The sequence below is a fragment of the Flaviflexus ciconiae genome (assembly GCF_003971195.1).
Lineage (GTDB): Bacteria > Actinomycetota > Actinomycetes > Actinomycetales > Actinomycetaceae > Flaviflexus > Flaviflexus ciconiae.
On record NZ_CP034593.1, the window covers coordinates 1,555,095 to 1,581,321 of the forward strand.

15 protein-coding genes and 2 pseudogenes are annotated in these 26,227 nt (G+C 56.3%); 9 read left to right on the forward strand and 8 right to left on the reverse strand.

Annotation, left to right across the window (positions count from 1 at the left end; genetic code table 11):
- Nucleotides 1-19: 19 nt before the first annotated feature.
- The 5 genes and pseudogenes from EJ997_RS06835 to EJ997_RS06850 all read left to right on the forward strand — a co-directional run bounded on the left by EJ997_RS06835 (nucleotide 20) and on the right by EJ997_RS06850 (nucleotide 8,915).
- Nucleotides 20-2,110 (forward strand): alpha-1,4-glucan--maltose-1-phosphate maltosyltransferase, encoded by a 2,091-nt coding sequence (locus EJ997_RS06835; protein WP_265936814.1) that lies wholly within the window; start codon nucleotides 20-22, stop codon nucleotides 2,108-2,110.
- Entirely contained in the window at nucleotides 2,107-3,927 is a 1,821-nt protein-coding gene (gene treS, locus EJ997_RS06840) for a maltose alpha-D-glucosyltransferase (protein WP_126703891.1), read from the forward strand. Before EJ997_RS06835 ends, treS begins: the two co-directional genes overlap by 4 nt.
- Nucleotides 3,928-3,960: 33 nt before the next feature.
- Nucleotides 3,961-4,161, forward strand: a pseudogene (locus EJ997_RS13450) (maltokinase N-terminal cap-like domain-containing protein); the annotation flags it as partial.
- A gap of 1,491 nt (nucleotides 4,162-5,652) precedes the next feature.
- Complete coding sequence (gene glgB / locus EJ997_RS13455) at nucleotides 5,653-7,842, forward strand: 1,4-alpha-glucan branching protein GlgB (RefSeq protein ID WP_126704985.1); 2,190 nt, start codon at nucleotides 5,653-5,655, stop codon at nucleotides 7,840-7,842.
- 155 nt (nucleotides 7,843-7,997) lie between these two features.
- On the forward strand, nucleotides 7,998-8,915 hold the full coding sequence (locus EJ997_RS06850) for a NaeI family type II restriction endonuclease (protein WP_126703892.1): 918 nt from the start codon (nucleotides 7,998-8,000) through the stop codon (nucleotides 8,913-8,915).
- Nucleotides 8,916-8,963: 48 nt separating this feature from the next.
- Here EJ997_RS06850 and EJ997_RS06855 read toward each other — a convergent pair whose 3' ends face one another.
- The 5 genes from EJ997_RS06855 to EJ997_RS06875 form a co-directional block, all read right to left on the reverse strand.
- Entirely contained in the window at nucleotides 8,964-9,962 is a 999-nt protein-coding gene (locus EJ997_RS06855) for a DNA cytosine methyltransferase (RefSeq protein WP_126703893.1), read from the reverse strand.
- Between the two features lie 1,751 nt (nucleotides 9,963-11,713).
- Nucleotides 11,714-12,583 carry a hypothetical protein gene (locus tag EJ997_RS06860; protein WP_126703894.1) on the reverse strand — a complete coding sequence of 290 codons (870 nt, stop codon included), beginning with the start codon at nucleotides 12,581-12,583 and terminating at the stop codon, nucleotides 11,714-11,716.
- Nucleotides 12,573-14,507: a hypothetical protein gene (locus EJ997_RS06865; RefSeq protein WP_126703895.1), complete on the reverse strand. Its 1,935-nt coding sequence runs from the start codon at nucleotides 14,505-14,507 to the stop codon at nucleotides 12,573-12,575. The genes EJ997_RS06860 and EJ997_RS06865 overlap by 11 nt, the downstream gene beginning before the upstream one ends.
- Nucleotides 14,504-15,493 (reverse strand): PD-(D/E)XK motif protein, encoded by a 990-nt coding sequence (locus EJ997_RS06870; RefSeq protein ID WP_126703896.1) that lies wholly within the window; start codon nucleotides 15,491-15,493, stop codon nucleotides 14,504-14,506. The genes EJ997_RS06865 and EJ997_RS06870 overlap by 4 nt, the downstream gene beginning before the upstream one ends.
- Entirely contained in the window at nucleotides 15,490-18,156 is a 2,667-nt protein-coding gene (locus tag EJ997_RS06875; protein ID WP_126703897.1) for a Z1 domain-containing protein, read from the reverse strand. Before EJ997_RS06875 ends, EJ997_RS06870 begins: the two co-directional genes overlap by 4 nt.
- 339 nt (nucleotides 18,157-18,495) lie before the next feature.
- On the opposite strand from EJ997_RS06875, the pseudogene EJ997_RS13460 reads away from it, so the two are divergent.
- From EJ997_RS13460 to EJ997_RS06890, 4 genes and pseudogenes are all read left to right on the forward strand, one after another.
- Nucleotides 18,496-19,374 (forward strand): annotated as a pseudogene (locus EJ997_RS13460) (DNA cytosine methyltransferase); the annotation flags it as partial.
- Nucleotides 19,375-19,415: 41 nt separating this feature from the next.
- Entirely contained in the window at nucleotides 19,416-19,664 is a 249-nt protein-coding gene (locus tag EJ997_RS13755) for a DNA cytosine methyltransferase (RefSeq protein WP_206501901.1), read from the forward strand.
- A gap of 209 nt (nucleotides 19,665-19,873) precedes the next feature.
- On the forward strand, nucleotides 19,874-20,893 hold the full coding sequence (locus EJ997_RS06885) for a LacI family DNA-binding transcriptional regulator (RefSeq protein WP_126703898.1): 1,020 nt from the start codon (nucleotides 19,874-19,876) through the stop codon (nucleotides 20,891-20,893).
- 186 nt (nucleotides 20,894-21,079) lie between these two features.
- Nucleotides 21,080-22,684, forward strand: coding sequence for a glycoside hydrolase family 13 protein (locus tag EJ997_RS06890; RefSeq protein ID WP_126703899.1), 1,605 nt, complete (start codon nucleotides 21,080-21,082; stop codon nucleotides 22,682-22,684).
- A gap of 37 nt (nucleotides 22,685-22,721) precedes the next feature.
- On the opposite strand, the gene EJ997_RS06895 is transcribed toward EJ997_RS06890, so the two are convergent.
- Genes EJ997_RS06895 through EJ997_RS06905 form a run of 3 tightly spaced genes read right to left on the reverse strand, consistent with a single transcriptional unit; the run spans nucleotide 22,722 to nucleotide 26,186 of the window.
- A complete protein-coding gene (locus EJ997_RS06895) occupies nucleotides 22,722-23,651 on the reverse strand; it encodes a tetratricopeptide repeat protein (protein ID WP_126703900.1) in 930 nt (309 codons plus the stop codon).
- A 10-nt stretch (nucleotides 23,652-23,661) separates the two neighbouring features.
- On the reverse strand, nucleotides 23,662-24,762 hold the full coding sequence (locus EJ997_RS06900; RefSeq protein WP_126703901.1) for a hypothetical protein: 1,101 nt from the start codon (nucleotides 24,760-24,762) through the stop codon (nucleotides 23,662-23,664).
- A 2-nt stretch (nucleotides 24,763-24,764) separates the two neighbouring features.
- Entirely contained in the window at nucleotides 24,765-26,186 is a 1,422-nt protein-coding gene (locus EJ997_RS06905; RefSeq protein ID WP_126703902.1) for a hypothetical protein, read from the reverse strand.
- Between the last annotated feature and the right edge of the window lie 41 nt (nucleotides 26,187-26,227).

The following is a 26,227-nucleotide window of genomic DNA, read 5'->3' on the forward strand; positions in this document are numbered from 1 at the left end:
TATTCGATAGGGTTATGCCGTGACTACTTCAAGCAATTCCCGGGATACCCGGAAGCCTGCAGGCCAGGATCGTCGTACTGTTTCTACCGATACGCCGACTGAGTCGGCACGCCCGCGGCGCGCGGCTTTCGCACCCGTCGGCCGCATTCCGATTATTGACGTATCGCCGGTCATTGAGGACGGCAGGTGGCCCGCGAAGGCCACCGTCGGCGAAGCCTTCCCCGTACGTGGAACCGTTTTCCGCGAGGGCCACGACGAGTTCAGTGCCGAAGCGGTGCTGACGCGCCCCGACGGCACCGAGGCTCAGCGCGTACGCATGGTCGACACGAAGCCGGGGCTCAACCGCTACGAAGGCTGGGTGGTCCCGGACGCGACCGGCACCTGGTCATTCCACATTGAATCCTGGTCCGATCCCTATCGCACGTGGGAGCACAACGCGACCGTCAAGATCGAGGCCGGTGTCGACGAGCGGCTCATGATCGACGAAGGAATTGCTGTCCTCACTCGAGCGGCCGAGAATGCACCGGCGGATTCTGCTGAACGCACGACGCTCGCGGCGGCTGCCGACGCTATGAAGGGCGAGGGCACGCCCGCCTCGTTGCTTACGCACGGTCTCACAACCGCCGTCCATGATGCGCTGTCCCGGTACCCGTTGCGGGACATGATGACCTACTCTGCCGAGTACCTGGTGAACGTTGACAGGGAGCTTGCCCTGTATGGCTCCTGGTACGAGTTCTTCCCCCGCTCCGCGGGAGCATTCCAGCGCCCGGACGGCACCTGGGTACCCGGCACCCTGAAGACCGCCACGGAGGAGCTGGATCGCATTAAGGCTATGGGCTTCACCGTCGCCTACCTGACCCCGATCCACCCGATTGGCTCAACAAACAGGAAGGGCCGGAACAACACGCTGACGGCGGAGCCGGGCGACCCCGGTTCGCCCTACGGCATAGGTTCGGAAGACGGCGGGCACGACACGATCCACCCCGATCTCGGTACCTTCGAGGACTTCGACCGCTTAGTTGCTCGCGCGCGCGAGCTCGATCTCGAGGTTGCTCTCGACATTGCTCTCCAGGCCTCCCCCGATCACCCCTGGGTGACAGAACATCCGGAATGGTTTACGACCAGGCTTGATGGCACGATTGCCTACGCGGAGAACCCACCGAAGAAATACCAGGACATTTATCCGCTGAACTTTGACAACGATCCCGAGGGGATCTATGTCGCAATCAGGGACATGCTGACGCTGTGGGCGGATCACGGAGTGACCCTGTTCCGCATCGACAATCCGCACACGAAGCCACTCCCGTTCTGGCAACGACTCCTTGCGGAGTTCCGCGAGACGTACCCGGATGTCATTTTCCTTGCGGAGGCATTCACGAAGCCCCCGATGCTGCAAACGCTCGGCGCTATTGGCTTCCACCAGTCGTACAACTACTTCGCGTGGCGCAACGAGAAGACCGAGATCGAAGAGTATCTCATGGAGCTCGCCTACGAGACCGATCACCTGGTCCGCCCGGCCTTCTGGCCAACCACGCACGACATTCTCACGCCCTACATGCAAAGGGGTGGCGTTCCCGCCTTCGCTATCCGCGCTATTCTCGCTGCCACCGGCGCTCCGACGTGGGGTATCTACTCCGGGTATGAGCTCGCGGAGAACATTGCGCGCCCGGGTGCCGAGGAGCAAATCGACAACGAAAAGTACCAGTTCAAGTCGCGCGACTACGGCCTGGGTGACTCCACGGGAATCACCCCGCTGTTGACGAAGCTCAACGCCGTGCGTGCCGCACACCCGGCACTGCAGCGCCTGCGTAACGTGACGATCCATCCGACAACGTCGGACAAGATCATCTGCTTCTCGAAGAAGATGAGGGACGGCGAAGGCAAGCAGGACACTGTCATTGTTGCCCTGAACCTCGATCCGTTTATCACCCACGACGCTCTCATCGATCTTGATTTTTCGACGTTGGGCCTCGGAGATGATTATCATGGCGGTTCTATCATCGTTGACGACGAGCTGACGGGGCAGACATTCGAGTGGGGGCAGCGGCCCTTCGTCCGCCTCGATCCCCACGGCTCGGCTGCCCACATCCTGTCAGTGAGGATTCCGTGACTTCATCCCTTTCTGTAACAACCAACTCCTCCCCGTTTGGCGACCTCGGACGCCCCGGACTGAGCGACGATCCAAAATGGTACGAGACTGCTGTCTTCTACGAAGCGTTGCTACGTGCGATACACGACTCGAACGGGTCCGGTATTGGCGATATGCGCGGCCTTATCAGCAGGCTCGACTACCTCCAGTGGCTCGGCGTTGACTGCATCTGGATCCCGCCGTTCTATCCCTCCCCGATGAGGGACGGTGGCTACGACATCTCGAACTACACGGCGATCAAGTCGGAGTACGGGACGATCGATGACTTCACGGAGCTCGTCGACGAGGCGCACGCCCGCGGGATCAGGATCATCATCGACCTCGTCATCAACCACACTTCCGATCAGCACCCGTGGTTCCAGGCCTCCCGGGCCAATCCGGATGGTCCCTACGGAGACTTCTACGTATGGTCCGATACGGATGAGAAATACGAGGATGCTCGCATCATCTTCATCGATACAGAGGCATCGAACTGGACGTTTGATCCGGTGCGCCGCCAATACTACTGGCACCGCTTTTTCTCCCATCAGCCAGACCTGAACTTTGAGAACCCGGCCGTACAGGAAGCCATCTTCGATGTGCTCCGCTACTGGTGCCGCATCGGGGTTGATGGCTTCCGTCTTGATGCGATCCCCTACCTCTTTGAGGAAGAGGGCACGAACTGCGAGAACCTCCCGCAAACCCACGCATTCATTGCGTCCCTGCGGAAAATGATGGACGAGGAATTCCCCGGCCACATTCTCCTCGCGGAAGCCAATCAGTGGCCGGAAGATGTTGTCGAATACTACGGCACGGACGAAGCCCCCGAATGCCACATGTGCTTCCACTTCCCCGTTATGCCCAGGATCTACTACTCGCTGCGCGAACAGCGGGCCACCTCGATTAAGGAAATCCTGGCAGCAACCCCCGATATTCCACGGGGTGCCCAATGGGGCACGTTCCTCCGTAACCACGATGAGCTCACGCTCGAAATGGTGTCGACCGAGGAGCGCGCGGCCATGTACGGCTGGTACGCTGAGGATCCCCGAATGAGAGCAAACGTCGGTATCCGCCGGCGCCTCGCACCCCTGCTCGGTAACTCTCGGCCCGAGATCGAACTGGCAAACGCCCTGCTCCTGTCGCTACCGGGTTCACCGTGCCTGTACTACGGCGACGAGATCGGCATGGGAGACAATATTTGGCTCCCCGACCGCGACAGCGTACGCACCCCCATGCAGTGGACACCGGACCGCAACGCCGGTTTCTCCACCGCCGACCCGGGCAAGCTCTACCTGCCTCCCATCCAGTCGCTCGTCCACCACTATCAGGCCGTCAACGTTGAATCGCAGCTGGTCCAGCCCTCCTCGCTCCTGCACTGGACGCGCGGCATGCTGGAGATCCGCAAGCAGCACCCGGTGCTCGGCTCCGGTGCCTTCGAGATCCTGCCCACCGACAACGAGGCCGTTCTCGCCTACCTCCGGTACGACGAGGACGAAACCGTCCTATGCGTCATGAACATGGCAAACACGCCCCGTGCGGCAACAATCAATCTGCCGGAACGCTACGGGAACTGGCGGACGACAGACGTGTTCGGCGGAGCCGGTTTCCCGAATATCACGGAGGACGCCACCTACCTGGCAACGCTGGGTTCGCGCGATTTCTTCTGGCTCACCGTGTCCTCCCCGGAACTCGTGGAAGCAGCACCGGTGGACGGCATGCCCGCCAAGGTGGAGCCCCGCGAAGACCGCTTCGAAGCGGCTGCCGTCCCCTCCCCGATCCAGCCCCTAGAGAAGGAATAGCACACCGTGTTTGAAACCGACCTGGCATCCTGGATGCAGTCCCAACGCTGGTTCGTCTCCTCCGACAGGGCGGAAACCATCCGAATCAGGGGAAGATGGGTGCTCGCCGCCGGCGACCCCCGGGTCGAGATCGCGCTCGTCGAGTCGGGAACAACGACCTATATCGTTCCCCTCGTCGTTACGACGTCAACGTTCGACCACCCCCTTATCACCAAGCACAAGGGTTCGTACGTTTATGACGCCACGGACCTGAAGTACGGTCAGACCGTCCTCCTCGAGGCCTGCTCTGCGCAGTGGCTCGAAGGCACGGGTGACTGCGGGACGATGACGGGGCGCTCCGAGGCCGGAACAACTAGCATCACGGCCTCAGCCAAGCTCACGGGAGAACAGTCAAACACGTCAATTCGCTACACCCTGGCAAACGGCCAGCAGGTCATCCTCAAGGTGTTCCGCGTTCTCAACGCGGGACTCAACCCGGATGTCATCCTGACCAAGGCACTGGCGGACGCCGGGTCACCCCACGTTGCACCGCCCACGGGATCGGCTCTCGCCACCTGGCAGGAAGGCGATCACGAAGTCACCGGACACATCCTGGTCGCCCAAGAGTTCATGGCGGGCGCAACAGACGCCTGGCAGGTCATGACCGAACAGGCGGCGGGCGGCACGCTCAACGAACAATCGATTCGGGCACTCGGCACCGCCACCCGGTCAATCCACGACACTCTCGCGGACGTCATGCCTACCAACCCGGTCGAAGACGCCGACAGACAGAACCTTGTTGGATCGTGGCGCCGGAGAGCCTTACAGGCGATCTCCGACGAACCGAGACTGGAGTCACGACGTAACGAAATCGAGGCCGTTTTTACCGCAGCGGAGCAGCAGGCCAACTGGCCGGATCTGCAACGGATCCACGGCGACTACCATCTGGGCCAAGTCCTCGACGTCCCGGAACGCGGCTGGATCATTCTCGATTTCGAAGGCGAACCACTTCGCCCACTCGACGAGCGCACAGCACCGGACCTTGCCCTACGGGACGTGGCGGGAATGCTCCGCTCCTTCGACTACGTCAGCGGTCAGCTCGTCAGCGAAGGCACAGATCACGGCCACGCATCCGCGTGGGTGGAGAAAGCCCAGTCAGCATTCCTTGATGGCTACGGCGAGATCCCCGCGGGCACCGAGGCACTCCTGACCGCGCTTGAGCTTGACAAGGCCCTTTACGAAGTCTCCTACGAGGTGGCTCACCGCCCCTCCTGGGTCGACGTCCCGGTATCCGGGGTGAACGCCATTCTCAACCGGTCTGACGTCGCCGCAGTAACCGCCGCTGCCACGGCTACCGACGAACATCAGGACGCGACAGACAAGCGTCAGGACGTTGCAGACAAGCATCGGGCCGCGAGCGCAGACCGTCGTGCAACAACTGCGGGCACCAACGCCGATGGACCAGCGCAGAAGCGCTCCGGTCCATCGGGGAAGCATTCTGCTGGCGAAATCTCAGAGCATGCGACGGAGGCTGAAGACTCAGCATGTGAAGACAACGAACAAAGCATTTCCCCCGCGCTCGTTTCTCCGGTCACACCGGTCAGCAATGATGCTCCGCTCGGCGCGACCACGAACGGTTCCGGGGACAAACTAGGACATCGCAAAAACGGCAACCCTGTGCCGGATTCGCCCTCCGAGGGTGACCTTGACGGGCTAGCCTTAGAACATCAGGTGAAAGAGGTCATCATGGAATTAGAGCCAGTAGAAGTTTCGCAGGACAATCTTGCGGCAGTCGCCTACGGGGACTATCACGCACCGCACGATGTTCTCGGACCCCACCTTGGGGAAGATTCCGTAACCATCCGCGTTATCCGTCATCTCGCCACCGGGGTCACGATTGTGACGGAGGATCGCGAGTACGAAGCGGTCCACGAGTACAACGGGGTCTGGGTGGCCGTTGTACCGGGCACGGAGATCCCGGACTATCGCGTGCGCGCCGAATATTCGGAAGACCTCGTTACCACCACGGATGATCCCTACCGTTTCCTCCCCACCGTGGGAGAGCTCGACCTCTACCTGTTCGGAGAGGGTCGACACGAAGAGCTATGGCGCGTTTTCGGCTCCCACCTGAAGGAGTACGAGTCCGTCCTCGGAACCACGCGCGGAACCTCGTTCTCCGTATGGGCACCGAATGCTCGCGCGGTCCGCGTCGTTGGCGACTTCAACCATTGGAACGGGAAGGCTCACGCCATGCGTTCTCTGGGCGCCTCCGGTGTCTGGGAGCTGTTTATCCCCGATGCTACCGAAGGTCAGGCCTACAAGTACGAGATTCAGTACCGGGACGGCTCCTGGCATCAGAAGGCCGACCCAATGGCACGCCGCACCGAGAAACCGCCGCTGACCGCCTCTGTCATCACGAAGGCCCGCTTCAAGTGGGATGACGACAAGTGGATTACTAAGCGCGAGACGACCAACCCGCTCGAGGGCCCCATTTCGATCTACGAGGTTCACCTCGGATCGTGGCGTCAGGACCTGAACTTCAAGGAACTCGCGGAACACCTCATCGGCCACGTCAAGTACTTGGGCTTCACCCACGTTGAGCTCATGCCGATTGCGGAGCACCCATACGGGCCGTCCTGGGGTTACCAGGTGACGTCCTACTACGCGCCCACGGCACGTTTCGGCGAGCCCGACGAGTTCCGTTACCTCATCAACGAGCTCCACAACGCCGGCATCGGCGTCATCATGGACTGGGTGCCTGCCCACTTCCCGAAGGATGCCTGGGCACTGGCCAACTTCGATGGAACTCATCTCTACGAGGATCCGGATCCGCGCCGCGGCGAGCACCCCGACTGGGGAACCCTGATTTTCAACTACGGTCGCCACGAGGTACGCAACTTCCTGGTAGCGAACGCCCTGTACTGGATCGACGAGTACCACATTGACGGTATCCGCGTCGATGCTGTGGCTTCCCTGCTCTACCTCGACTACTCGAGGGAAGACGGCCAGTGGAGCCCCAACATCTACGGCGGCCGCGAGAACCTCGAAGCGATCTCCTTCATGCAGGAGACAAACGCAACCGCCTACCGCAACCACCCCGGTATTCTCATGATCGCCGAGGAGTCCACCTCGTGGCCGGGCGTCACCAACATGACGGAGAACGGCGGCCTCGGCTTCGGGCTCAAGTGGAACATGGGCTGGATGAACGACACCCTGCGCTACCTAGCGGAAGAGCCAATCAACCGACGCTACCACCACGGCGAGATCACGTTCTCCCTCGTGTATGCGTTCTCCGAGCAGTTCATGCTGCCCCTCTCCCACGACGAGGTCGTGCACGGAAAGGGCTCCCTGTACTCGAAGATGCCGGGAGATGACTGGCAGAAACGTGCCGGTGTCCGTGCCCTGTTCGCTTACCAGTGGGCCCACCCCGGTAAGCAGCTCATCTTCATGGGCCAGGAGTTCGCCCAGACCGGCGAATGGGACGAGTCGAAGGGCCTTGACTGGTGGCTCACCGAGAACAAGAACCATGACCAGGTCATGTCGCTTGTCGCCGAGCTCAACAAGGTCTACCTCGATACCCCGGCTCTCTGGTCCGATGACTTCACGAACCACGGTTTCGAGTGGATCGAGGTCTCGGACGGCGATCACAACGTCCTCTCCTTTATTCGCAAGTCGAAGGATGAGAAGGACTGGCTTGCTGTCGTCGTCAACTTCGCTGGCACTCCCCACGAGAATTACCGCGTGGGTCTGCCCTTCTCAGGCACCTGGGAGGAAGTCCTCAACACCGATGACCCCGCTTGGGGAGGATCCGGCGTCACCAACGGCACCGTCGAAACCGACCCGATTGGATGGAACGGCAGGGCACAGTCCGCGGCTCTCCGCGTTCCCCCGCTCGGAGCCGTTTGGCTGAAGCCCACCAAGATCACGACGATCTAGCAATCGGCGCGAGAAGATCTCACTGAAGCTCAAGTCTGGGTCCCACGCAATTTCCTGCGTGGGACCCAGACTTCATTTCTCCGACGTCATCCACACTTTCTTGCCAAACATGGCTATCAGCCACTGCTAAAGAGACTCTGTAATATTCTTACTGTATGAGTGAAGATGCTAATGGAGATGAGCAACCGGACGAAGAAGTTCAAGAGGTTGCTAGCTTTATTCTTAGTCAAGATCCTGATGGAAAGCGCATGGCAAGAGTTTTCCGCGATACGTTTGATCAGCTATATGACGGTCAGCGCACTGGGAGATTTCGTATTGACCAGTTAATGAAAACCGAAAAGGCACACTTTGGTTCACTTATCGAGATAAACCTTCAACGTGAGCTCAAGTTCCTGGATGGCGACAAGCTCGATTACAAGATTGCCGATCATGAGGTCGACTCCAAGTACTCTCACACAGGGGCATGGATGTTGCCCGGTGAAAGCTTCGACGAAATTGTTCTCGTGTCAGTTGCCGACGACAAGAACGCGATTTGGAGCGTCGGCTTAGTTCGCGTCACAAAGGAGAACAGACGGTCAAGCGCGAACCGAGACCGGAAGACTAGCCTGAACCAATTGGGGCGTAGTCGAATACTCTGGCTCTTTCGAGATCAACCGATGCAACCCAACGCGCTTCAGCTACTGTCACCCGAAGCTGTTAGAGCAATTATGGATCCCAGAAAGAGCGGCCAAGCACGGATCAACGAGCTCTTCCGCCAGGCAACAAATGTTCGTCTAAGTCGGAACATCATCGCAACTGTTGGGCAACAAAGCGACTACATGAAGCGAGTCCGCTACAATGGTGGCGCCAGGAGCGCATTGCGCCCTGAAGGTCACATCATCCTCGGGGGCGACTATCGGGCGCAGACCAACATTGCACAGGGGCTTGGAGCCACTGTCCCCGAGCCGGGCGAGTTTGTGAGCGTTCAAGTGGTCCCTGCCGATCCTCATAATGGATCATTGATTGATGGCTCGTGGTGGCGCCTTAAGAATGACGACGACAGAATCACCGTCGATGCTCCGATAATCCGATGATGGGCTGCACACGATATATCGCATACAGCCCAACTGGAGGTTCTCGGACTAGCTAACGCTACGAAGCTGTGTCCCCCTCGTTGAGCGTGAGCTTTCAGATGATGCACCAATTGCTACTGCGATCGACTCACCGATCGCAGTGGCTACCGGCGGCGGGAACGCATTTCCGATTTGGCGGTAAACCGACGTCTTCCGTCCGGCAAACCGCCACTTCTTATCAAAGCCCTGAACCCTTGCCGCCATAATGTTCGTGAGCTTGGGGATGTGGTCCATTGCTTCGTCGGGACCTGGAGCCTCATCAGCAATGCCTTTGCCATTCACGCCAAGCTTAAGCCACGCCTCTTTAGCACGCGTCGGCCCAAGATCCGCCCCGCCGTGCTTCTTAGAGCCCCCGACAAGGGTCGGTGCGATTGCATTAGCACCTCGAGCCCACTGCGTGGCACCGAGCCATCCTCGCTCTGCCATAAGCGGCTTAAGCACCTTCCCTACGGAAGGCGGTGTGCCAGCGGGACTTGGCCACTTGAAATTCTCAAGGTTACCCTTCTTGAATGCCACCAAAACAAAGCGCGGTCGGAGCTGCGGCACACCGTATTCGCTCGAGTACAGCAACTGCCAGTCGGCCTCGTAACCGAGCTCATCCAGAGTATCGAGAATTGACTGCCGGTAATTTGCGAATCGCGCTGTCGCAAGCCCGCGAACATTTTCAAGCATTACGGCCTCTGGCCGTGCCTCATCAACAAGCCGCATCGCCTCGGGGAACAAGTCTCGTTCATCATCGGCCCCGAGCTGCTGTCCAGCGATCGAGAAGGGAGGGCACGGCACACCGCCAGCCAGGAGATCAATACCTCGATAATCAGTACCACTAACCTCTCTGACATCCGCCTCAAGGACGTTCCAATCCGGGCGGTTCAGACGTAGCGTCGAAGCCGCATCCTTATCAATTTCTACTGCCAGCGCATGTCCAAATCCGGCATTCTCCAAGCCGGAGGACTGGCCACCTGCGCCAGCACAAATCTCAAGAACACTCAGATCATTTCCCAAAGCCATGCTTCATACTCTCATCAGTAGCGGACCGAATTTGTCAGCCTACTATCCCGACATCCTTAGTTGCACTCCCACTATTCTATTGACATATTATACGGGGAGTCCGTTCCAACACCGTGCCGTTGGACGCGATTGTGTACATGCCACGGACAGGCAAATTACGCTAGATCTGGCGCGCTCCGACATAAAATGAACGCTTTACGTTTAAGCGTTGCCACTGATACGGTTCGCGGTGGCATCGCTTCACTAATCTCAGGAACCTATTCTCTACGGTGCCGCATTAGATGACAATCTGCACAAAGGAGAGTTAAGTCTTCTAACTTCGGCTAAATGAACCTAACTGCCTGTGAGGGAATTAAGTAGTGTATCTCAATATCTTCCTGACCCCGCGCTACATCCACGTCGCTAATACTAGTCGCGCAGTCCTCGAAAGCGACAGGACGTCCTGCTTGGATCTCATTAGATAGTTTCCTCGCTCGTAGCTCTGGAGCACGCTCCCTCAGAAAGGATAAACGAGCTAAGAGGTCTCCCTCGATCACACTTTCAGAATCTGCGAAGGCAAATGCACTCACAGCCGAAGAAGATTCCAGGGCCGTCCGCACCGCCGTACCTTCATCGTGCATTCGCTCTGGCAGATTTCGGAATCGTTCCGCAATGTCCCAGGTGAGTTGACCACCCTTAGTGATCCGGCCGCGGTACTTGGGATCCGCAGTACGCAAATCTTCGATCTTCCGATGCACACTATCAGCACTTCGGTACTTATCTGGTACCTCAACATTCGGGGAAGGATCCAGGCAGAATTGATTAGTGGATTCGATAAAACTTCCACACTGTAATCAGTGCGGCGAGGGGCAACCCAGTAGTTTCTGACGAGCAGATCCGCTGCAAACAGTATCTCGTCGCGGTTCCAATTCACCATCCGAGTTGCCTTTCATTATGTCGATTCTGTGCTGGGACCTAGACTGATCAATAGCCAGGCACTAGATAACGACCGTTGGGCCCATGGGGTCAATAATTTACAACTCGATCTGCAACGTGTTGGAAGACTGCGTCCAAATAATTCTCATCAACGAAAGAAATATCGATTAGCCCCGACACTTGTTCGAGTTGCACAGCGAAGGCTCTCGCATATGATTTTCTTTGGTCACCACTCAGCCCGGAATTAATGATCGCCCTCGCATACCGCTGGGCAATAGGCCGACTACTCTTAATCGTGTCCCGCTCAAGAATCTGAACATAGTCATCAGCCCTTAGTTCCCCGGATTCAACCAACTCCGCTCCCAGGAGGTTCCAACGTGCCCACAGTCGCGAAAAAACATGACGTCGATTTGCTCCAGTCAGACGAGCTTTCCATTCAGCACTCCTTGGTGGTACCCGCCAATTCGCATAGTCTGGCAAAAGAATCAACGTAAGAAAGTCCCAAACATGAGGGTTTCCAAATTCTCCCTCTGAGGATTCTCTTAGCAAATGGAAATACCTACCGACCACTAGGTCGAACTCTCGGTCTTGATCCCGTTTCGAAAGTGACTTACTTTGCCAAGCGGAACCGTTTAGCACTGAGCCCAAGCCGGTCCGAATGATGATTAACTCGGACTCGGTGATTCGGACACTTCCTGTCGGGGGATAAACCCGCGCACCCTTCAACGTTTGTTCAAGCCGATCTCTATCAAACTCAGTGGCGGACCGTGCCTTTTGCATGTGGTATCGGCGTTCATGAGCCTGCTCAGGCATTAGCCTAGGAAACGTTCGATGATTCACCGTTTCTCCCCCAGCAAGTTCGTTGATGCATTAATGAGAGTTTCGAGTTCATCCGGCCGATGCTCAGCTAAGGACAATGTTTCAGTAATCGGTCGACTCAGAAAATCCTTACTCGCTTGATTAGCTGCAGCTGCGACTGATTCTGGGTACTCAATGACAATGTCGTCGAGACACTGACGCCTACCAGAGTCTTTAAAAAGCCGCCGGAAAGTGTCGATGAGCACGCGTAGAATTGACGCATCGAGAGCGTTACCGACCCGGGGCACATTCTTTCCGGCGATTAGATCGCTTACCAGAAGATTGTCCGTGTTGAGCTCCAGGCGAAATGCATGAACAAATGGGTCCTCAAGACTTGTGGCCTCGACATTAATCGACCAAGGCGCTCTAGGACGGTGGTTCTCCTCGAACGACATTGCAATTGTGGGGAAACCATCTACCCAAGATTCCAGGTTTATCGACTCATTGAGTTCGGCAAGTATTCGCCGCGACAGCCAGCTTTCTATCCCTTCCGGTGCAACCAGCATTGCTCGGATGTTTAACTTTCGAGCAATTTGATGGCCCCCCACAGTGACTACTGCTTGAAAACTATACTTTTGCGCAACAACAGTAGGATATGAAACCTCTACAGAGGTTTCGGACGTACTAGGGCAGCTAACACTTAAAACAAGCTTTATCTCTGACAACTGCATTGCTTGTATGACGGACGAAGGTACCTGAACAGATGTGAGAACACTAAGTTGCGAGTTGCAATCCCATCGCTCGGCAATATCGTCCTTTTCGACGGGTTCATCATTAACTAGAAAGCTCGTTGGTGACCAGCTCACATCCGAATCAATTCGTGGGAAGGGGTAGAGATTAATCCTCAAGATCCACCTCTCTCAGGCTTGTGTGAACTTCAATCGCCGTAACTTGCCAAAGCTCAATTCTAATTTCACCTCTGGCACCATCTTCATACTCTGCATAGAATATGTTCTCATCCGTCGCCACCGCACCACTCCACGTAACTGCACACCCATCATTATCGAGAGGGATTCTGCCTTCGGAGGTCTTTGCATGAATGTTAAGATCTACGCCGACCCTCTTTGAACCATTTCCTTTCACCCAAAAAGTAATTGAGTACCCCCGACCAGCATCCGTCGTGGTGCTTACCACATATTCAAGCTGAGGTCTTATACGCTCTTTCTGGCCACCCCGCCTGTGACTACCGGTCCGCCTAACTCCATTGATAGCCTCAGGATCCGCGTCCCTGGAGGGTAGGAAGTTCCGCAAGGAAGTTGCTACATCTCGTACCGATAGTGCGCTCGGCTGGGCCGCAGGCTTCACTTCATTAATCCATCTACGAAGTTTGCGCTTCACTTGCTCCAACGATTTTTCGACCACGTATGACGAAACCTCAGAATCAGCAGTCGACGGAGTCCAGCTATCATGAGTCGACGGTTCTGCTTGAGCAAAATGGTGGTCACATTCGGGTGTTGGTTTGAAAACTCCAGAAATGGAGATCGGCCCAAGGTCGATCCCCTCGAGTCGGTCATAATAGACCACAAGTTCCGCGTGAGACCGCATAAACGCGATAGTATTTGCAGGGAACGGGAGACTACCCTCTGCCCCCAAATCCGGGGGCGCCAAAGACATTCTTAAGTGTAAATGGCCTGAAGTCGCATCCGTCCGGGATCCAAAATAATCGGACCGCTTTGAGTTGCCCTTTATTCGCGGGCGGAGTGTTATTTCTTCAAATTTGGTTCTCACCAACGGGTTTATATTTGTGTCGGCAGTTTGCTTAATCGACAGTTCTCGTTTTCTAACCTCATTCAGGGAAAGTGCGTGTCCGCCGAACCTCTCTTGTACCAGGTTGACCACATCTACGGGACTCCCATCGTAGGCGAGATCGAATGACATTGGGGATTCTCCCCCACTGGGCGTTTGAGTAATTTTCGGCCAGCCATGTATCGCCAACGCACTGGCGATTTGATTTATCAAGAGGCGTTCATGCGCGGTGCTACAAGCTTCGATTCGTTCAGCCGTTTCCTCTTCTTCGTCCTCAGGCTCAATCCTTACTTCCGGGGCCACTACGAGGATCGAAGTACCTGTCTCGCCTTCATGGAACCTACGCTCAAAAATCCGCTCACCCAGGGCCTTAGCTTCAGCGCCACATAAGGGAATAATTTCTTCGCTACCCGGATCACCCCACCAGTGTGCACCAGTGAAGCGTTTCGAACCGTGCTCAAAAGGATCACCCTGCATACAGGCAATCAGTCGATGCTCTAAATCACCATTGGCTAGTCTGCAGACTGACCAATATACGACGCTATACACATGCGAAACTTCAAAAGTCGCGGTCTTTCCGAACCCGAAGGTACCCCCAGTATTCTCCCCTTCCTTAGTTGTCCCAATGTCAAAAACGAATGAGTTAAAATTGTTTGCCTCACCTGGATCCGGCGCTTGCCCAGAACGGACTGGCCCATCAAGACCACTAGTTCCTCGGTCAAAGATCTCCAACAATCTCAATTCATCATCATCGAGTACCGATGCCAGATTTCCTAAGGGCGCTGAAAGCCCGGTAAAAATACGATCTCTAAGGGACTCTCTTGCTTCAGTGGACGCCCGATGAATCCTGGCGCCATAAGTTGGAGCCTTCCCCGGAAGACGAGCATCCCAGGAGTTCTGTAGCGTCTCTCGTACGAGAATTTCGAGTCTGGTTAAGTCCGCTGCGGTCCGCAACAACTTACCCCGCCCACCACTTGTCACAACCGAAGGACCTCGGTCGAGTGAGAAGATTTTTAGTGCTGTCACTTAGACTCCGTCTGCTCTAGATCACTAAGTTTGGTGAAGTCAAAATCGGATGAAGATTCTCCGAGTGCTGATAGATTAAGCACATACTTCACATCGGAAATTGCCATGGATACACTTTGAGAAACCGAGGATAAGTTGAGTACAGGACAATCCTCATCGATACGCCAGAACCGCCAGGAAACTAAAGTGAACTTTTCTTGGCCTTCTGGCATACCAATCACATAATGGGCATCAGCTAGTTTGTCTACTAGACGCTGACGATCTAGATTCAAATCCAGTAATCGCTCAATAACATCATCGATCCGTTCACCGCCCCCATCCTGTTCCGCCTCAGCCACTCCTAGGTACAGAGCAGCTTCTCGCGGTAGTTCGAGCTGTTTTAAGCCATTGACATTGACAGCTTGGCGATTTTGGAAACGCGAAGTCTTAATTTCTACCCGGCAGTTCGAACTAATAAAATCTTGCGGATCCTTTCCTGATCGTTGCCAACAATTAATTGCTGACACACCATTGACCCGAACAAGATTCTCAAGGAAGAGTAACTCCCCATACAGTCCAGTGAGTGCCGTCAACTTCAACGTCGATTGAGCCTTCTGTAATAACCTTCGCCACGCAGAGACTGCGAGTGAGAGTACTTCGACTGGATTATCCATCTTGACGTTTTCGACGACCTCATCCATAAACGCAAGGAACACCTCATCGAGCCTTGGTTCAAGGCAGGCCACTTTTGCAACCTTTAAACGAGTGGGATCGTCGTCAAACGACAGGGTCGCCGGCTCCACGAGAATAACCCGACTTGCACTAAACGCTCCTTTCAAGCTTGAATCACCGAGTTCGAAATAGGCTACCGCTCTACCTTCACGGTCAAGCCCTACCCATGTTCGATACTTGGATCCAGGATCCCCATGGAGAAGTACCGTTGCTTCTCCGGCACTTACGTCTGTACCAGAACGCTTGGCTCTTAAGAAAGTCTCACGTGTTCTCACACCGTGTCCCCTTCATAATCCCGCTCATCATCATTCGGAATGTCAACTTCGTACTCTTCATCAACTTCGTCGACGTAGGCGGGTTTAACGGCAAAGTACACACCCTTATTCTTGACAACGTTGTCGACATCGAACGGCGCAACTAATCCCAGTCCAAACACTTGAGGAATCTGCCGCCCGTCTGAAACAGAATGTTCCTCGAGGATTTTCTTATTCAGGGATATCTCGCGGTCCGGCAATAGCGAGTTTCCACTCAATGGATACAGAACTAACAATCCATATCCGTCGCCACCTGCCGTCGTAGCCCGCAAATCAAACTGTTGGGCATTGCTTAATGGCGATTCCCTCTTTGGCCCCGCACGTCCAAGAATCTCAAGGTCGAGTATCAGGTCACCACCGCTCATCATAGCTCCCACTTCTAACGAGAGCCCCTCATCCTCATTCTTGATCTTTTGCACTGATCGGATCGGTTTCCTGACTTCAAAGCCTTCGAACTCGAAAGTGTCTGATCCGTTACCTGACGCAATAACCACGTTCCAAGGGGTTTCTGGTAGCTTTTCCTTGGTCCATTCCATCGCTTCTAGAACCAACTTATTGTGCTTGTCGTGAACCTTGAACTCCGCCAGGAACTTATCGATGTATGCGAACGGGACGCCCTCAAAAAGAATTGGCTGATGACGACTCACCGCGTCGCTCGCATTCTTGTACGCGAGAATTCCGGCAAGGAGTTCTTCTGCCGCAGACTGATTTCTATCCAACTTTTCCAAAGAGCTAACGTCAAGTGCAGTTGTCTGAAGTCGGAATCCTTCAAAGTCAACAGCAACCTTTTTTGCGTGTTTCTGCTTGTTCTTCGCCGTGATTTGTAGCCGACCCGGATGTTGCTTTATTCGGACACCGATCTGCCGCGGGGTCTGTCCTGAGGCTGTAAGTCGGCTAATCTCAATCCGGAGATCAGCCTCGACTTGCGCGAGAAAACGATAATCACTATCTAAGCCGTCACTAACCCAGATACGCTGTAAATCTTCATACTCTGACCGATACCCGAACCATCGTCCCATCTGCAGAAGTGTGTCGTAGGTATTCGAAGTCCGGGTGAAAAACGAAACGAACAGTCCTTCCAGTGTTAAGCCACGTGACAGTGTGCTGCCGCCAATAACAATCAGAGTCTTGGCTCTATCCCCTGTGTATGACAATCTCTCAAACTCGTCGGCATATCCGTTGTCGACTGCAACCGTTAGCGTACGTAGAACTGCTCCGATCTGCTCTTGTACTTTCGGCCAGGTTGGAGCAAGATCATCACCTGTGTAGAGTTCAGCAGCTTTATTTACTTCGGAAACGAAGGTGTCATAAAAGCTACTGACGTCCCCGTCCAACGCCTCCTTTTCAAGCTTCGCCAGAAATAGCTTTACAGCGTCTCTGAGGCGGAAATGGGCTTCAGTTCGATGTGTTGTATGTAGCAACATCGTCGAGTGCTGGTTCATTTGCCCTCGAAGCCGACGGATTGCAACTCCCACAATGAACCATCGGATAGCTTTCTCAAGCGACTCAGTAACCTGGGGCGCGAAGGTCTGATTCTCCCGGTTGTTGCGGGGCATCAGGAACTCAAGCTCACCCTTCGGTATTTCTCGAATGACGTCCGGCGCGTTTGTATCCGCATTCTTCAGCCCAAACAATTCTTCGGCGCCGAAGTATGATTCCGAAGTCGGAAGCGGGATCATAAAATCGGCAGGATATAGACCGTCCTCCTCCTCAGGGTCCATAAATACGTTAGCGAAGGGTGTTGCGGTATAACCTACATACGTCCCATTCTCGACCAAGTCCCAGATATTGCGCATATGCTGATTGATCGGAGTTGGAGAGTCAGACTTTTCATTCGAAGAATCAGGTGTGGCTTGGTCGGACTCATCATCAATAATCAGAATGGGGGTCTTTTCAAGAATCTTTGGACCCGCAGCTTTTAAGAACTTCGTGAGGTACTCAAGTCTCTTTGAGTTCTTCTTAACAACAGCTATCACCCGTTTATTGTTAAAAGCACTCCCGACATTCTTAAGATCCGCCGTTCCAATGTCGCCGTCTAGGGCTGTAAGTCGATGCCAATCATGGCTGGTTTGAGTGATCCCGAGGTCACGCTCAAGACGTCCCTGCGTTTGGCGGCGCAAGTTCTTATACAGGCCTGAAAGAACAATTATGAACTTGTACCCTTCGTCAACAGCCTTGCTAATAACTGCGGCATAGTTAGCTGTTTTACCGGACTGAACATTACCGACAGCAAGCCCGCGTCGCTTATCACCAAGCAGAAAAGGCTCCGCCAGCTCGACCATGACCTGATCCGACGACTCGTCTATCGAATCGACAGCTTCTGCAAGTCCGCTGTCACTCATTCGAGCCTTCAGCTGCTCCCAGACGCCTGAGAGACGAGCAGGCGGCATATACCAATAGACTCGATTAGCGCCAGAAGTTGCAGTTGTATGCTCGTAAACAGTCCTCGCCTTACCAGCCTTAGCCAGGTATTCTTCACGAATACTCTCGATAATCGTTTTCGCTTCAGGAAAAAACAGGGCCATCCGATTTTGCACGATATCGCAAGCATCCAGGAAAGTCTTTGACTTATCGTTCCGCACTTCCTCTATCTGAGCAATTAGAAGCTCCCGATGCTCGTTCATCTACATTCGCCCTTCTACGATCCTCAAACGATGATATCCAACCGAACGATTAAACATGGACAGAATCCGATTTAAGTACCAACTTATTCGAATAATGGAGAACACGGCTCTGCCGATCCCGAATACATCACCGCCACAAGAATCGTAAAGTGCGAATTAATCAACAGAATCCCTGCCCAGATAAACAGTTCGCTCACTAAAGCTGCGGCACACAGCATCTGATGAGAGAATGAAAGCCGACGCTTTATCAGTAGCGTCGAGTACACTTGCATTTTTTGAGATCAGGGTTCTCAATCCCTGATTCTTCGTAGTCGAGTCCTTTGGAGGTACGAGCCCAACATGGCTGGCATTGGCACCAACGAATGGCAACCCACACTCGACATACCTCGATCCCAGCCAAAAAGTAATGCACTTCTAGCACCCATTCCACCCGAACGCACGGAAGAAGACAGGGCCCGCGCATCATTTCGTTTAGGCGAACTGTTCTCTGGCCCTGGCGGCATCGGACTCGGCGCTACTCAAGCCGCCATCGATAACCCAAGCTATGAGATCGTCCATCAGTGGGCTTCAGACTACGATTCAGACACCTGTAAAACCTACGCTGAGAACATCTGCGGCAGTACCGCCTCCCCCACGGTCATAAACCAGGATGTCAGAACACTGGACTTCTCCGTCTTGAAAAACATTGGTTCCATCGACGGATTAGCATTTGGCTTCCCTTGTAACGACTTCTCCATCGTTGGGCGAAGAGAAGGACTAGAGGGAGACTTTGGACCGCTCTACACGTATGGCATTCGTGCACTCCGAGAGTTTAGACCTTCATTTTTCGTTGCAGAGAATGTCGGAGGCCTTGCTTCAAACAAAGATGGCTCCGCATTTCGCCAAATCCTTGAGGACATGCGGGATTCGGGATACGAGATCACTCCTCACCTTTACAAGTTTGAGAACTACGGCGTTCCGCAAAGTCGGCACAGGATTATTGTGGTTGGCATTAGATCGGATCTTGGTCTGACATATCAAGTACCATCCACGGTTCAGTTTTCAAGTGAAGACGTTTCAGTTTCAACAGCGCTCTCCGACATTCCGACATGGGCCTCGAATCAAGAAAAGACTCGCCAATCAAAGAACGTGGTCGAGCGACTCAAACTAATCGAGCCCGGGAAGAACGCTTTCAATTCCGACTTGCCTGAGCATCTTAAGATCAAGACTACGACAACAATCTCTCAGATTTATCGTCGATTGCACCCTGACCTCCCCTCATACACAATCACCGGTTCCGGGGCGGCGGTACGCATGTTTACCATTGGGATGAGCCACGCGCCCTCACAAATCGGGAGCGCGCACGACTCCAGACTTTCCCTGACTCATATGTCTTTCACGGCAATAAAGAATCTGTTCGCAAGCAGATTGGGATGGCAGTCCCCGTTCGAGGTGCACAGATAATCTTCTCCGCAATCCTGAAGACTTTCGCCGGCGAAGATTACCCCTACGTGGAGCCTTCATTTTGAACTAAGCGCAGCCTAGCAATATCCGCGGAAACAATTGCAGTCACACCGTTTACTCCTGGTGCAACAATTCCTCACAGTTACATTGCTAAAACTCTCATCCAGCGTCCCTTGACAATCGCGCAGGTCTAGGACGTATTTCTAAGCAAGAAACTTTGCAATCCGTTACAATTTACCGGTAGCTAACCTATTGTCGTACAAGGAAAGTACTGATGACGAAGAAGATTCGGCTGGCTGACGTTGCTGCCGTGGCCGGTGTATCGACCGCAACGGTATCGCGAGTTCTCAACGCAAAATCAACGGTTGCAACGGGCACCAAGCAGTTGGTTCTTCAGGCTCTTGACGAGCTAGGCTATGAGCGACCGGATGCTCTGCGTGACCGTAGCGATGACAGGGTCGGCATTGTTGCCCCCGATCTCAACACCCCCAGTGCCCCCGAGTACATTCAGGAGCTGGTCGATCAGCTGAGTCTGCGGGACTACGCCCCGATCCTTCTCACCCACTCCTCGGCTGGCGGGACGGAGAAGTATCTGCAGATGTTGGTCAAGCAGAACGTCTCGGGAGTTATTTTCCTGTCGGGTGTCGCCAACGAGTCTGATTACGATGTTCGCCGCTACTTGGACGAGGACGAGCGCCAGATCCCCTACGTGACGATCAATGGCCGCAACCCCAACATTGGGGTCCCGGACTTTTCCTCCGACGACGTTGGAGCGGTGAAGGATTCGGTTCGCCATCTCTACCATTCGGGCCACCGGTCGATCGGCTTGATCACGGGACCGGAACGGTTCCGCCCCGCCCAGGACATGGCGATGGGCTACCGTCAGGCGATGATGGAGATGTGCCCCGACACGGACCAGACTGTTCTGCACTCCCACTACTCGGTCGAGAGCGGTGGCCGAGCAACAGACACCATGCTCGACCTTGGCGTCACCGGCATTATCTGCGGCTCCGACCTTCTCGTTCTCGGGGCGATCCGTCAGATCCGCCAACGGGGCCTTCGCGTCCCCGAGGATGTCTCGGTCGTTGGCTACGACGACTCTCCCCTGATGGCATTCACGGATCCGCCGCTGACCAGCAACCGTCAGCCCGTCCGTCAAATCTCATCCGCCGCAGTTAATACCCTGGTGGACTTGATGAAGGGCGGCAACCCGCCGCGGGTTCCCTTCACCTTCCGGTCGGAGCTCATCACCCGCGAGTCCTCCGGGGCCGCACCCAACCAGTCGCAGTTCTAGCCAATGCTTAACCGAGCCTGCTTAGCCCTCCGGGGTTAGGCAGGCTCTTCCAGTCCGTCCGGCGTCTGTGCTTTATTTGCCCGTGCTGTTGCTGTCGTCGGGTGCGGCCTCTGTAACGTCGCACTCCCGGCCACGCTCAGGTTATAGACTTCGAAGGAACCATCAACATCTTCGAAGGGAAGCAACGTGGCTAACGAGTGGTGGCGCTCCGCCGTAATCTATCAGATCTATCCAAGATCCTTTAAGTCTTCCTCCGGCCCGGTCGGGGACCTAGCCGGGATCACCTCGAAGCTCCCCTACCTCAAGTCGCTGGGGGTGGATGCCGTGTGGATCTCCCCGTTCTATCCCTCTCCTCAAAAGGACCACGGCTACGACGTCTCTGACTACCGGGATATTGATCCACTGTTCGGTTCGCTCAAGGACGCCGATGAGATGATCGCGAAGGCCACGGAGCTGGGCATCAAGGTCATCGTTGACCTGGTTCCGAACCACACATCCGATCAGCATCCCTGGTTCCAGGAGGCGATCTCCTCCCCCGATTCCCCCTACCGCGACCTGTACTGGTTCCGGGATGGCAAGGGTGAGAACGGCGAAATTCCTCCGACGGATTGGACGAGTGTCTTTGGCGGCCCCGCATGGACGAGGGTGGCAGATGGGCAGTGGTATCTGCACCTCTTTGATTCCTCCCAACCTGACCTGGATTGGGACAATCAGGTGGTTCGCACGGAGTTTGAAGCAATCTTGCGGTTCTGGCTGGAGCGCGGCGTGGCAGGCTTCCGCGTCGACGTGGCTCACGGCCTCATCAAGGACCGGAGCCTTCCGGACTGGCAGTTCCACTGGGACATGGTGTCCGGCCGGGACCAAACCGATATTCCGCCCGCTCCCATGTGGGATCGGGACGAGGTCCACGAGATCTATCGAGATTGGCGCAAGATCGTCGACTCCTATGGCGGCATGCTGTGTGCCGAGGCGTGGGTGACTGACGATGCTCGCAGATCTCTCTATGTCCGCGAGGACGAGTTCCATCAGTGCTTCAACTTTTCATTCCTTGCTAGCCCGTGGGAACCAGATGCAATGAGAGAGGTAATCGACCTGTCCTACGAGGTGAACGGCGGGGTCGGCGCACCCACCACCTGGGTGCTATCAAACCACGACGTGGTTCGCGTAGCTTCACGGATGGGATTGGAGAAGACCGGCAAGGGCCCCAACGGCATCTACGCCACCGATCCCCAACCCGATTTCGAGCTCGGTTCCAAGCGCGCCCGGGCAGCTCAGCTATTGATGCTGGCTCTGCCAGGCTCCGCCTACATCTACAACGGTGAGGAGCTCGGGCTCCCCGAGCACACGTCCCTGCCCGATGAGGCGAGGCAGGACCCCACGTTCCGTCGCACGAAGGGCGAGGAAGCAGGTCGTGACGGTTGCCGCATTCCCCTTCCCTGGGACTCAACAAAGCCCGGGGCGGGCTTCTCCCCCACCGGTGACACTTGGCTGCCTCAGCCGGACGGTTGGGAGCGGTTTGCGGTTGATGTGCAGGAGAGCGACCCCAACTCCACGCTTGCCTTCTTCAGGAAGGCACTGGCCCTGCGTTCAGAGCTGGAACTCGGCACCTCCACGATCGAGGATCACTCCGAGGGTTCCGTTCTCGACTATCGGGTCGGTGATGTTCGGGTTCTGACCTGCTTTAACGACGAAGCACCCGTCCCTAGCGGGTGGCGGGTGCTTCTGTCATCATCGCCCATATCAAACACGATCGGTGCCGACACGACGGTCTGGCTCACGCAAGAGAGCTAGCAGTTTGCCTTGAGGCGGCTCGCCAGCAAGCTCAGCACTACATGAGTGCGCTGGCGAGCTGCTTGCGGACCTCGGTGACGAGCGGGTCGTGGATGCCAACAATGTTGAACAGGGCGACGATCCGTTCGCGTGCCTTCTCACGATCATCGCCCGAGGTCGCTCGGATGACTGCGAGCAGACGACCGAAGGCCGACTCGGGGCGGCTGGCAGCAACCTCAATGTCGGAGGCCTGCAGATGCAAATCAACGTCGGTGAGGTCAGCATCCTTCGCGGTCGACATGATGGACTGAACGTCGTATCCCTGGACGCGCTGAAGAAGCTCAACGCGTGCCAGTTCGACCTTCGCTACCTCGTCGCCCGGGTTCTCCTTGAGTGCCTTTGTGTAGGCGGCGTGGGCCTTGTCAAAGTCACCGGCGGAGAGCGCCTCGTTTGCTTCCTTGACGTGGGGCGGGAGCTCCGGTTCCGGCAGGCTACCGTCCTCATCTCCGTCGAGCCTCCCGTGCACGCTCAGCTGCTCGGCGGCCTGGAGGACGCTGTCGAGCGCCTTGGCAACGTCAGCATCGTCCATGGTGCCCTGGAAGAGCGGGACGGGGTTGCCGCCGAGGACGGCAAGGGTCGTGGGGACCGCCTGAACCTGGAAGGCCTGGGCGATCTCCGGGGAGGAGTCGGCCTCGACAAGGCCAAGGCCGATTGCGCCGCCGCGGGACAGAATCTGCGACTCGAGGGTCTTGGCTAGTGCCAGGGAACCTTCGGAGCGGGGCGAAGTGAAGACCACGACGAGCGGCACGTGGAGTGACAGCTCGAGGAACGACTGCACGCTCTCCATTGTCACGTCGCGCACGAACGGTCCCGGAATCACCTGCTCGCCGTTCTCGTTCGTTGTCTGCGCCTTCATGCGCTCCTGCTCTTTGGCGGGGGCGAGCGCCGACAGGTCGACTGCTCCACGGATATTCAGTGGCTCACTCAATTGTTAATTCCTATTCGTCATCCGGGTTCGTGGACTCGTCGTCGGCAACCTCGATGAGCTCGGGGCTCGATGTCGCGATCACCTGGACATTCCCACCGCCCTGCGGCGGGATGTAGAACGCCACCATGACGGAGTACGTCGATGTGAGCGTTCCCTGAACATCGTATGTCGAATCTTCTTCTTCGGTTAGCCACTGAGCAAGTTCATCGCCAACAGTGATCGTCGAGCCTGCCGAAGTCCGGTCAATTTCGACATCGTAGTTGAAGTAACCCATCGTGACCGCGCCGCCGTCCTCGGTGGCCATGGTCATCGGGCCGTGGTCGAGAGCCTCAGCGTTAACGGACGCCGTTCCGGTTTCGCCGAGTGACTCCGAGATCGATTCCCGCTGCTCCGAGAGGGACGTAGCAAGCGAATCGCCTTCGAACGTCACGTTCGTTTCGTCGCCGCTCAGCAGCTGAGCATATTCGGTGACAACCTGGATCGCGGGAGCCGCGATTCCTTCCTTGTCGTCCTTGGCGATCGACTGAGTATCGGCTGCGAAGGTGATTTCCACATCGGCCGGCACCAGGTCGGCGTAACCCCACAGCTTGTAGTTCTCGCGGCCTTCCACCTGCGAGAGGACAACGAGCTGGTGGTTGGAGCCAGTATCCGGGTTCTCGGTGAACACCATGGCAACGCGAGGGAAGTCTGTCGACATGCTCCACGTCGAATCCGCGTCGGTCATGGCGATTGGCTCAACCTCCGTGCCGAACCGGTCGGAGTTCTCAAAGCCCGCCTCGATGGTCCGGCGTGCGGGACCCGTGACCCTGTCCATGACGTTCTCGGCCGAACGCTCCTCGTAGGCCACGTCAAGCGCCTCCGAGATAGCTTCCAGGACCTGGTCGGCACGTAGGGACTGGTTCTCACCCTGCTCAACGGTGTCATCGGTGGCTTCTTCCCCACCGGTTTCCTCACCTTCGACGGGCTCGCCCGTGCCCTCCCCGTTATCCGTTGCCGAAGCTGACGGTGTCTCGACCGACGGGCTCGGCAGTTCGTTGGCATCATTCGAGCATGCGCTCAGGACCAGAGCGGTCGCGGCAGCAAGTGCCCAATATTTTCTCGATACGGTCATGATTACTCCTTCGGGCCAAAGCCCCACAGCTCGCGCCACTGTGCCGAGGTCGCGCGCCGTTCATCGTCATTGTCCGATTCATCCGTCGATCTCTGAGCATCATGCTGCTCAGAGTCAGACACACCGGACTCCTCCACCTCGGAATCTACTGATTCAACATGAGAGGAGGGTGAATTCTCGCTGAGGACTTCATTAGGATCCGCACCGGCATGATTTTCAGCATCCTGGACCGAATCGCTCTCATCAGAGTTGTCGTCTAAGTCGCTCTCGTTCGACACAGCCTCTTCGGTGTCCGCGTCCGCATCACCGGATTCGTCAGCTACCGACTCGGCCTGATCGAACGATTCGCCAGACTCGTCCTTGTCATCAACCTGCGTCTCGGCTCCGGCCAGCTCCTCAGCCTGATCTGACTCGCCAGAGAGCTCTGCCTCTGCCACGCGATCGCGATCACCGGACTCGTCGAGCTCATCAGTTTCGTTCGAGTCAGCGTGAGGTGCGGCCTCAGCATTGCCTGCAACCTCGGATTCACCGTCGCTATCGCTGGCTGTCTCATCCTCATTCACGGGCTCAATCACCGGCTCTTCAGTCTCGAGTTCTGCTGCGCGGAACTCTTCAGCCCGGGGGCTGGCGGGGAGGATGCCGGCGCCGTAGGAACCGCCGGATGCTTCGCGTACCGTGTCGCGTTCCGGAGCGACAGGCTCCGTACCGTCCACCTTGATCGCGGGGATCACGGTCGTTTCGGTCGCATCGGCTCGGTCCCTGCGCTCGGTGCGCTGGATGCTCTCGGCACGCTTCTTGGCGATGGAACGAACCTGGGTGTCGAAGAGGAAGAGCGCGCTACCCGCGGCAAAGATAACGATGCCGAGGATGATGAGCGGGATTGCGTGCGGGGTGTCGACCTCGCGCTCCCACGTGATGGTGAGTTGCGGGGTGGTACCGTCCTCGCCGACCGCAATCAGGCTCCAGTCACCTTCGGGAACCACGAAGTGCATTTCGGCTGCGCCATCACCTGTTAGGAAGTTGTCGGGGCTGAACAGGTCGGAGCCCTGAACGGAGATGTCATCTTCGGGAGCAGCATCATTCTCGGGAACCTCGGTGGAAAGGGTCTCCCAGTTGGTCAGGCCCGTGACCCGCACGTGCGGGTCGTCACCCAGCCAGATGTTTGCCGTGCTGCTGGAAGCAACCACCATCTCAACGTTCGTGCCAGGTGCCCTGGCAACAACGGTCACGGTGTCGTTCACCATCTCGAGAACACCCGGGTCGGTGACGATAATTCCGGACTCTGATTCAGCTTCGGTTGTCGCCACAATTGTCGTGCTCGGCTTCCACCAGGTTGCGGAACCGACGCCTACGACGATGAGTGCCACGCCCACGATGAGCAAGAGGGCCGATATCGGCTTCCTCATCTTCTTCCATTCCGTCACGTCGTTCCTCCTCGGTCTATGATCAGTGCTCAAGCATAGTT

Coding starts and splice junctions, on each gene's coding strand:
- glgB (WP_126704985.1), top strand. CDS start 5,653: ATGGAATTAGAGCCAGTAGAAGTTTCGCAGGACAATCTTGCGGCAGTC.
- EJ997_RS06850 (WP_126703892.1), top strand. CDS start 7,998: ATGAGTGAAGATGCTAATGGAGATGAGCAACCGGACGAAGAAGTTCAA.
- EJ997_RS06855 (WP_126703893.1), bottom strand. CDS start 9,962: ATGGCTTTGGGAAATGATCTGAGTGTTCTTGAGATTTGTGCTGGCGCA.
- EJ997_RS06875 (WP_126703897.1), bottom strand. CDS start 18,156: ATGAACGAGCATCGGGAGCTTCTAATTGCTCAGATAGAGGAAGTGCGG.
- EJ997_RS06885 (WP_126703898.1), top strand. CDS start 19,874: ATGACGAAGAAGATTCGGCTGGCTGACGTTGCTGCCGTGGCCGGTGTA.
- EJ997_RS06900 (WP_126703901.1), bottom strand. CDS start 24,762: ATGACCGTATCGAGAAAATATTGGGCACTTGCTGCCGCGACCGCTCTG.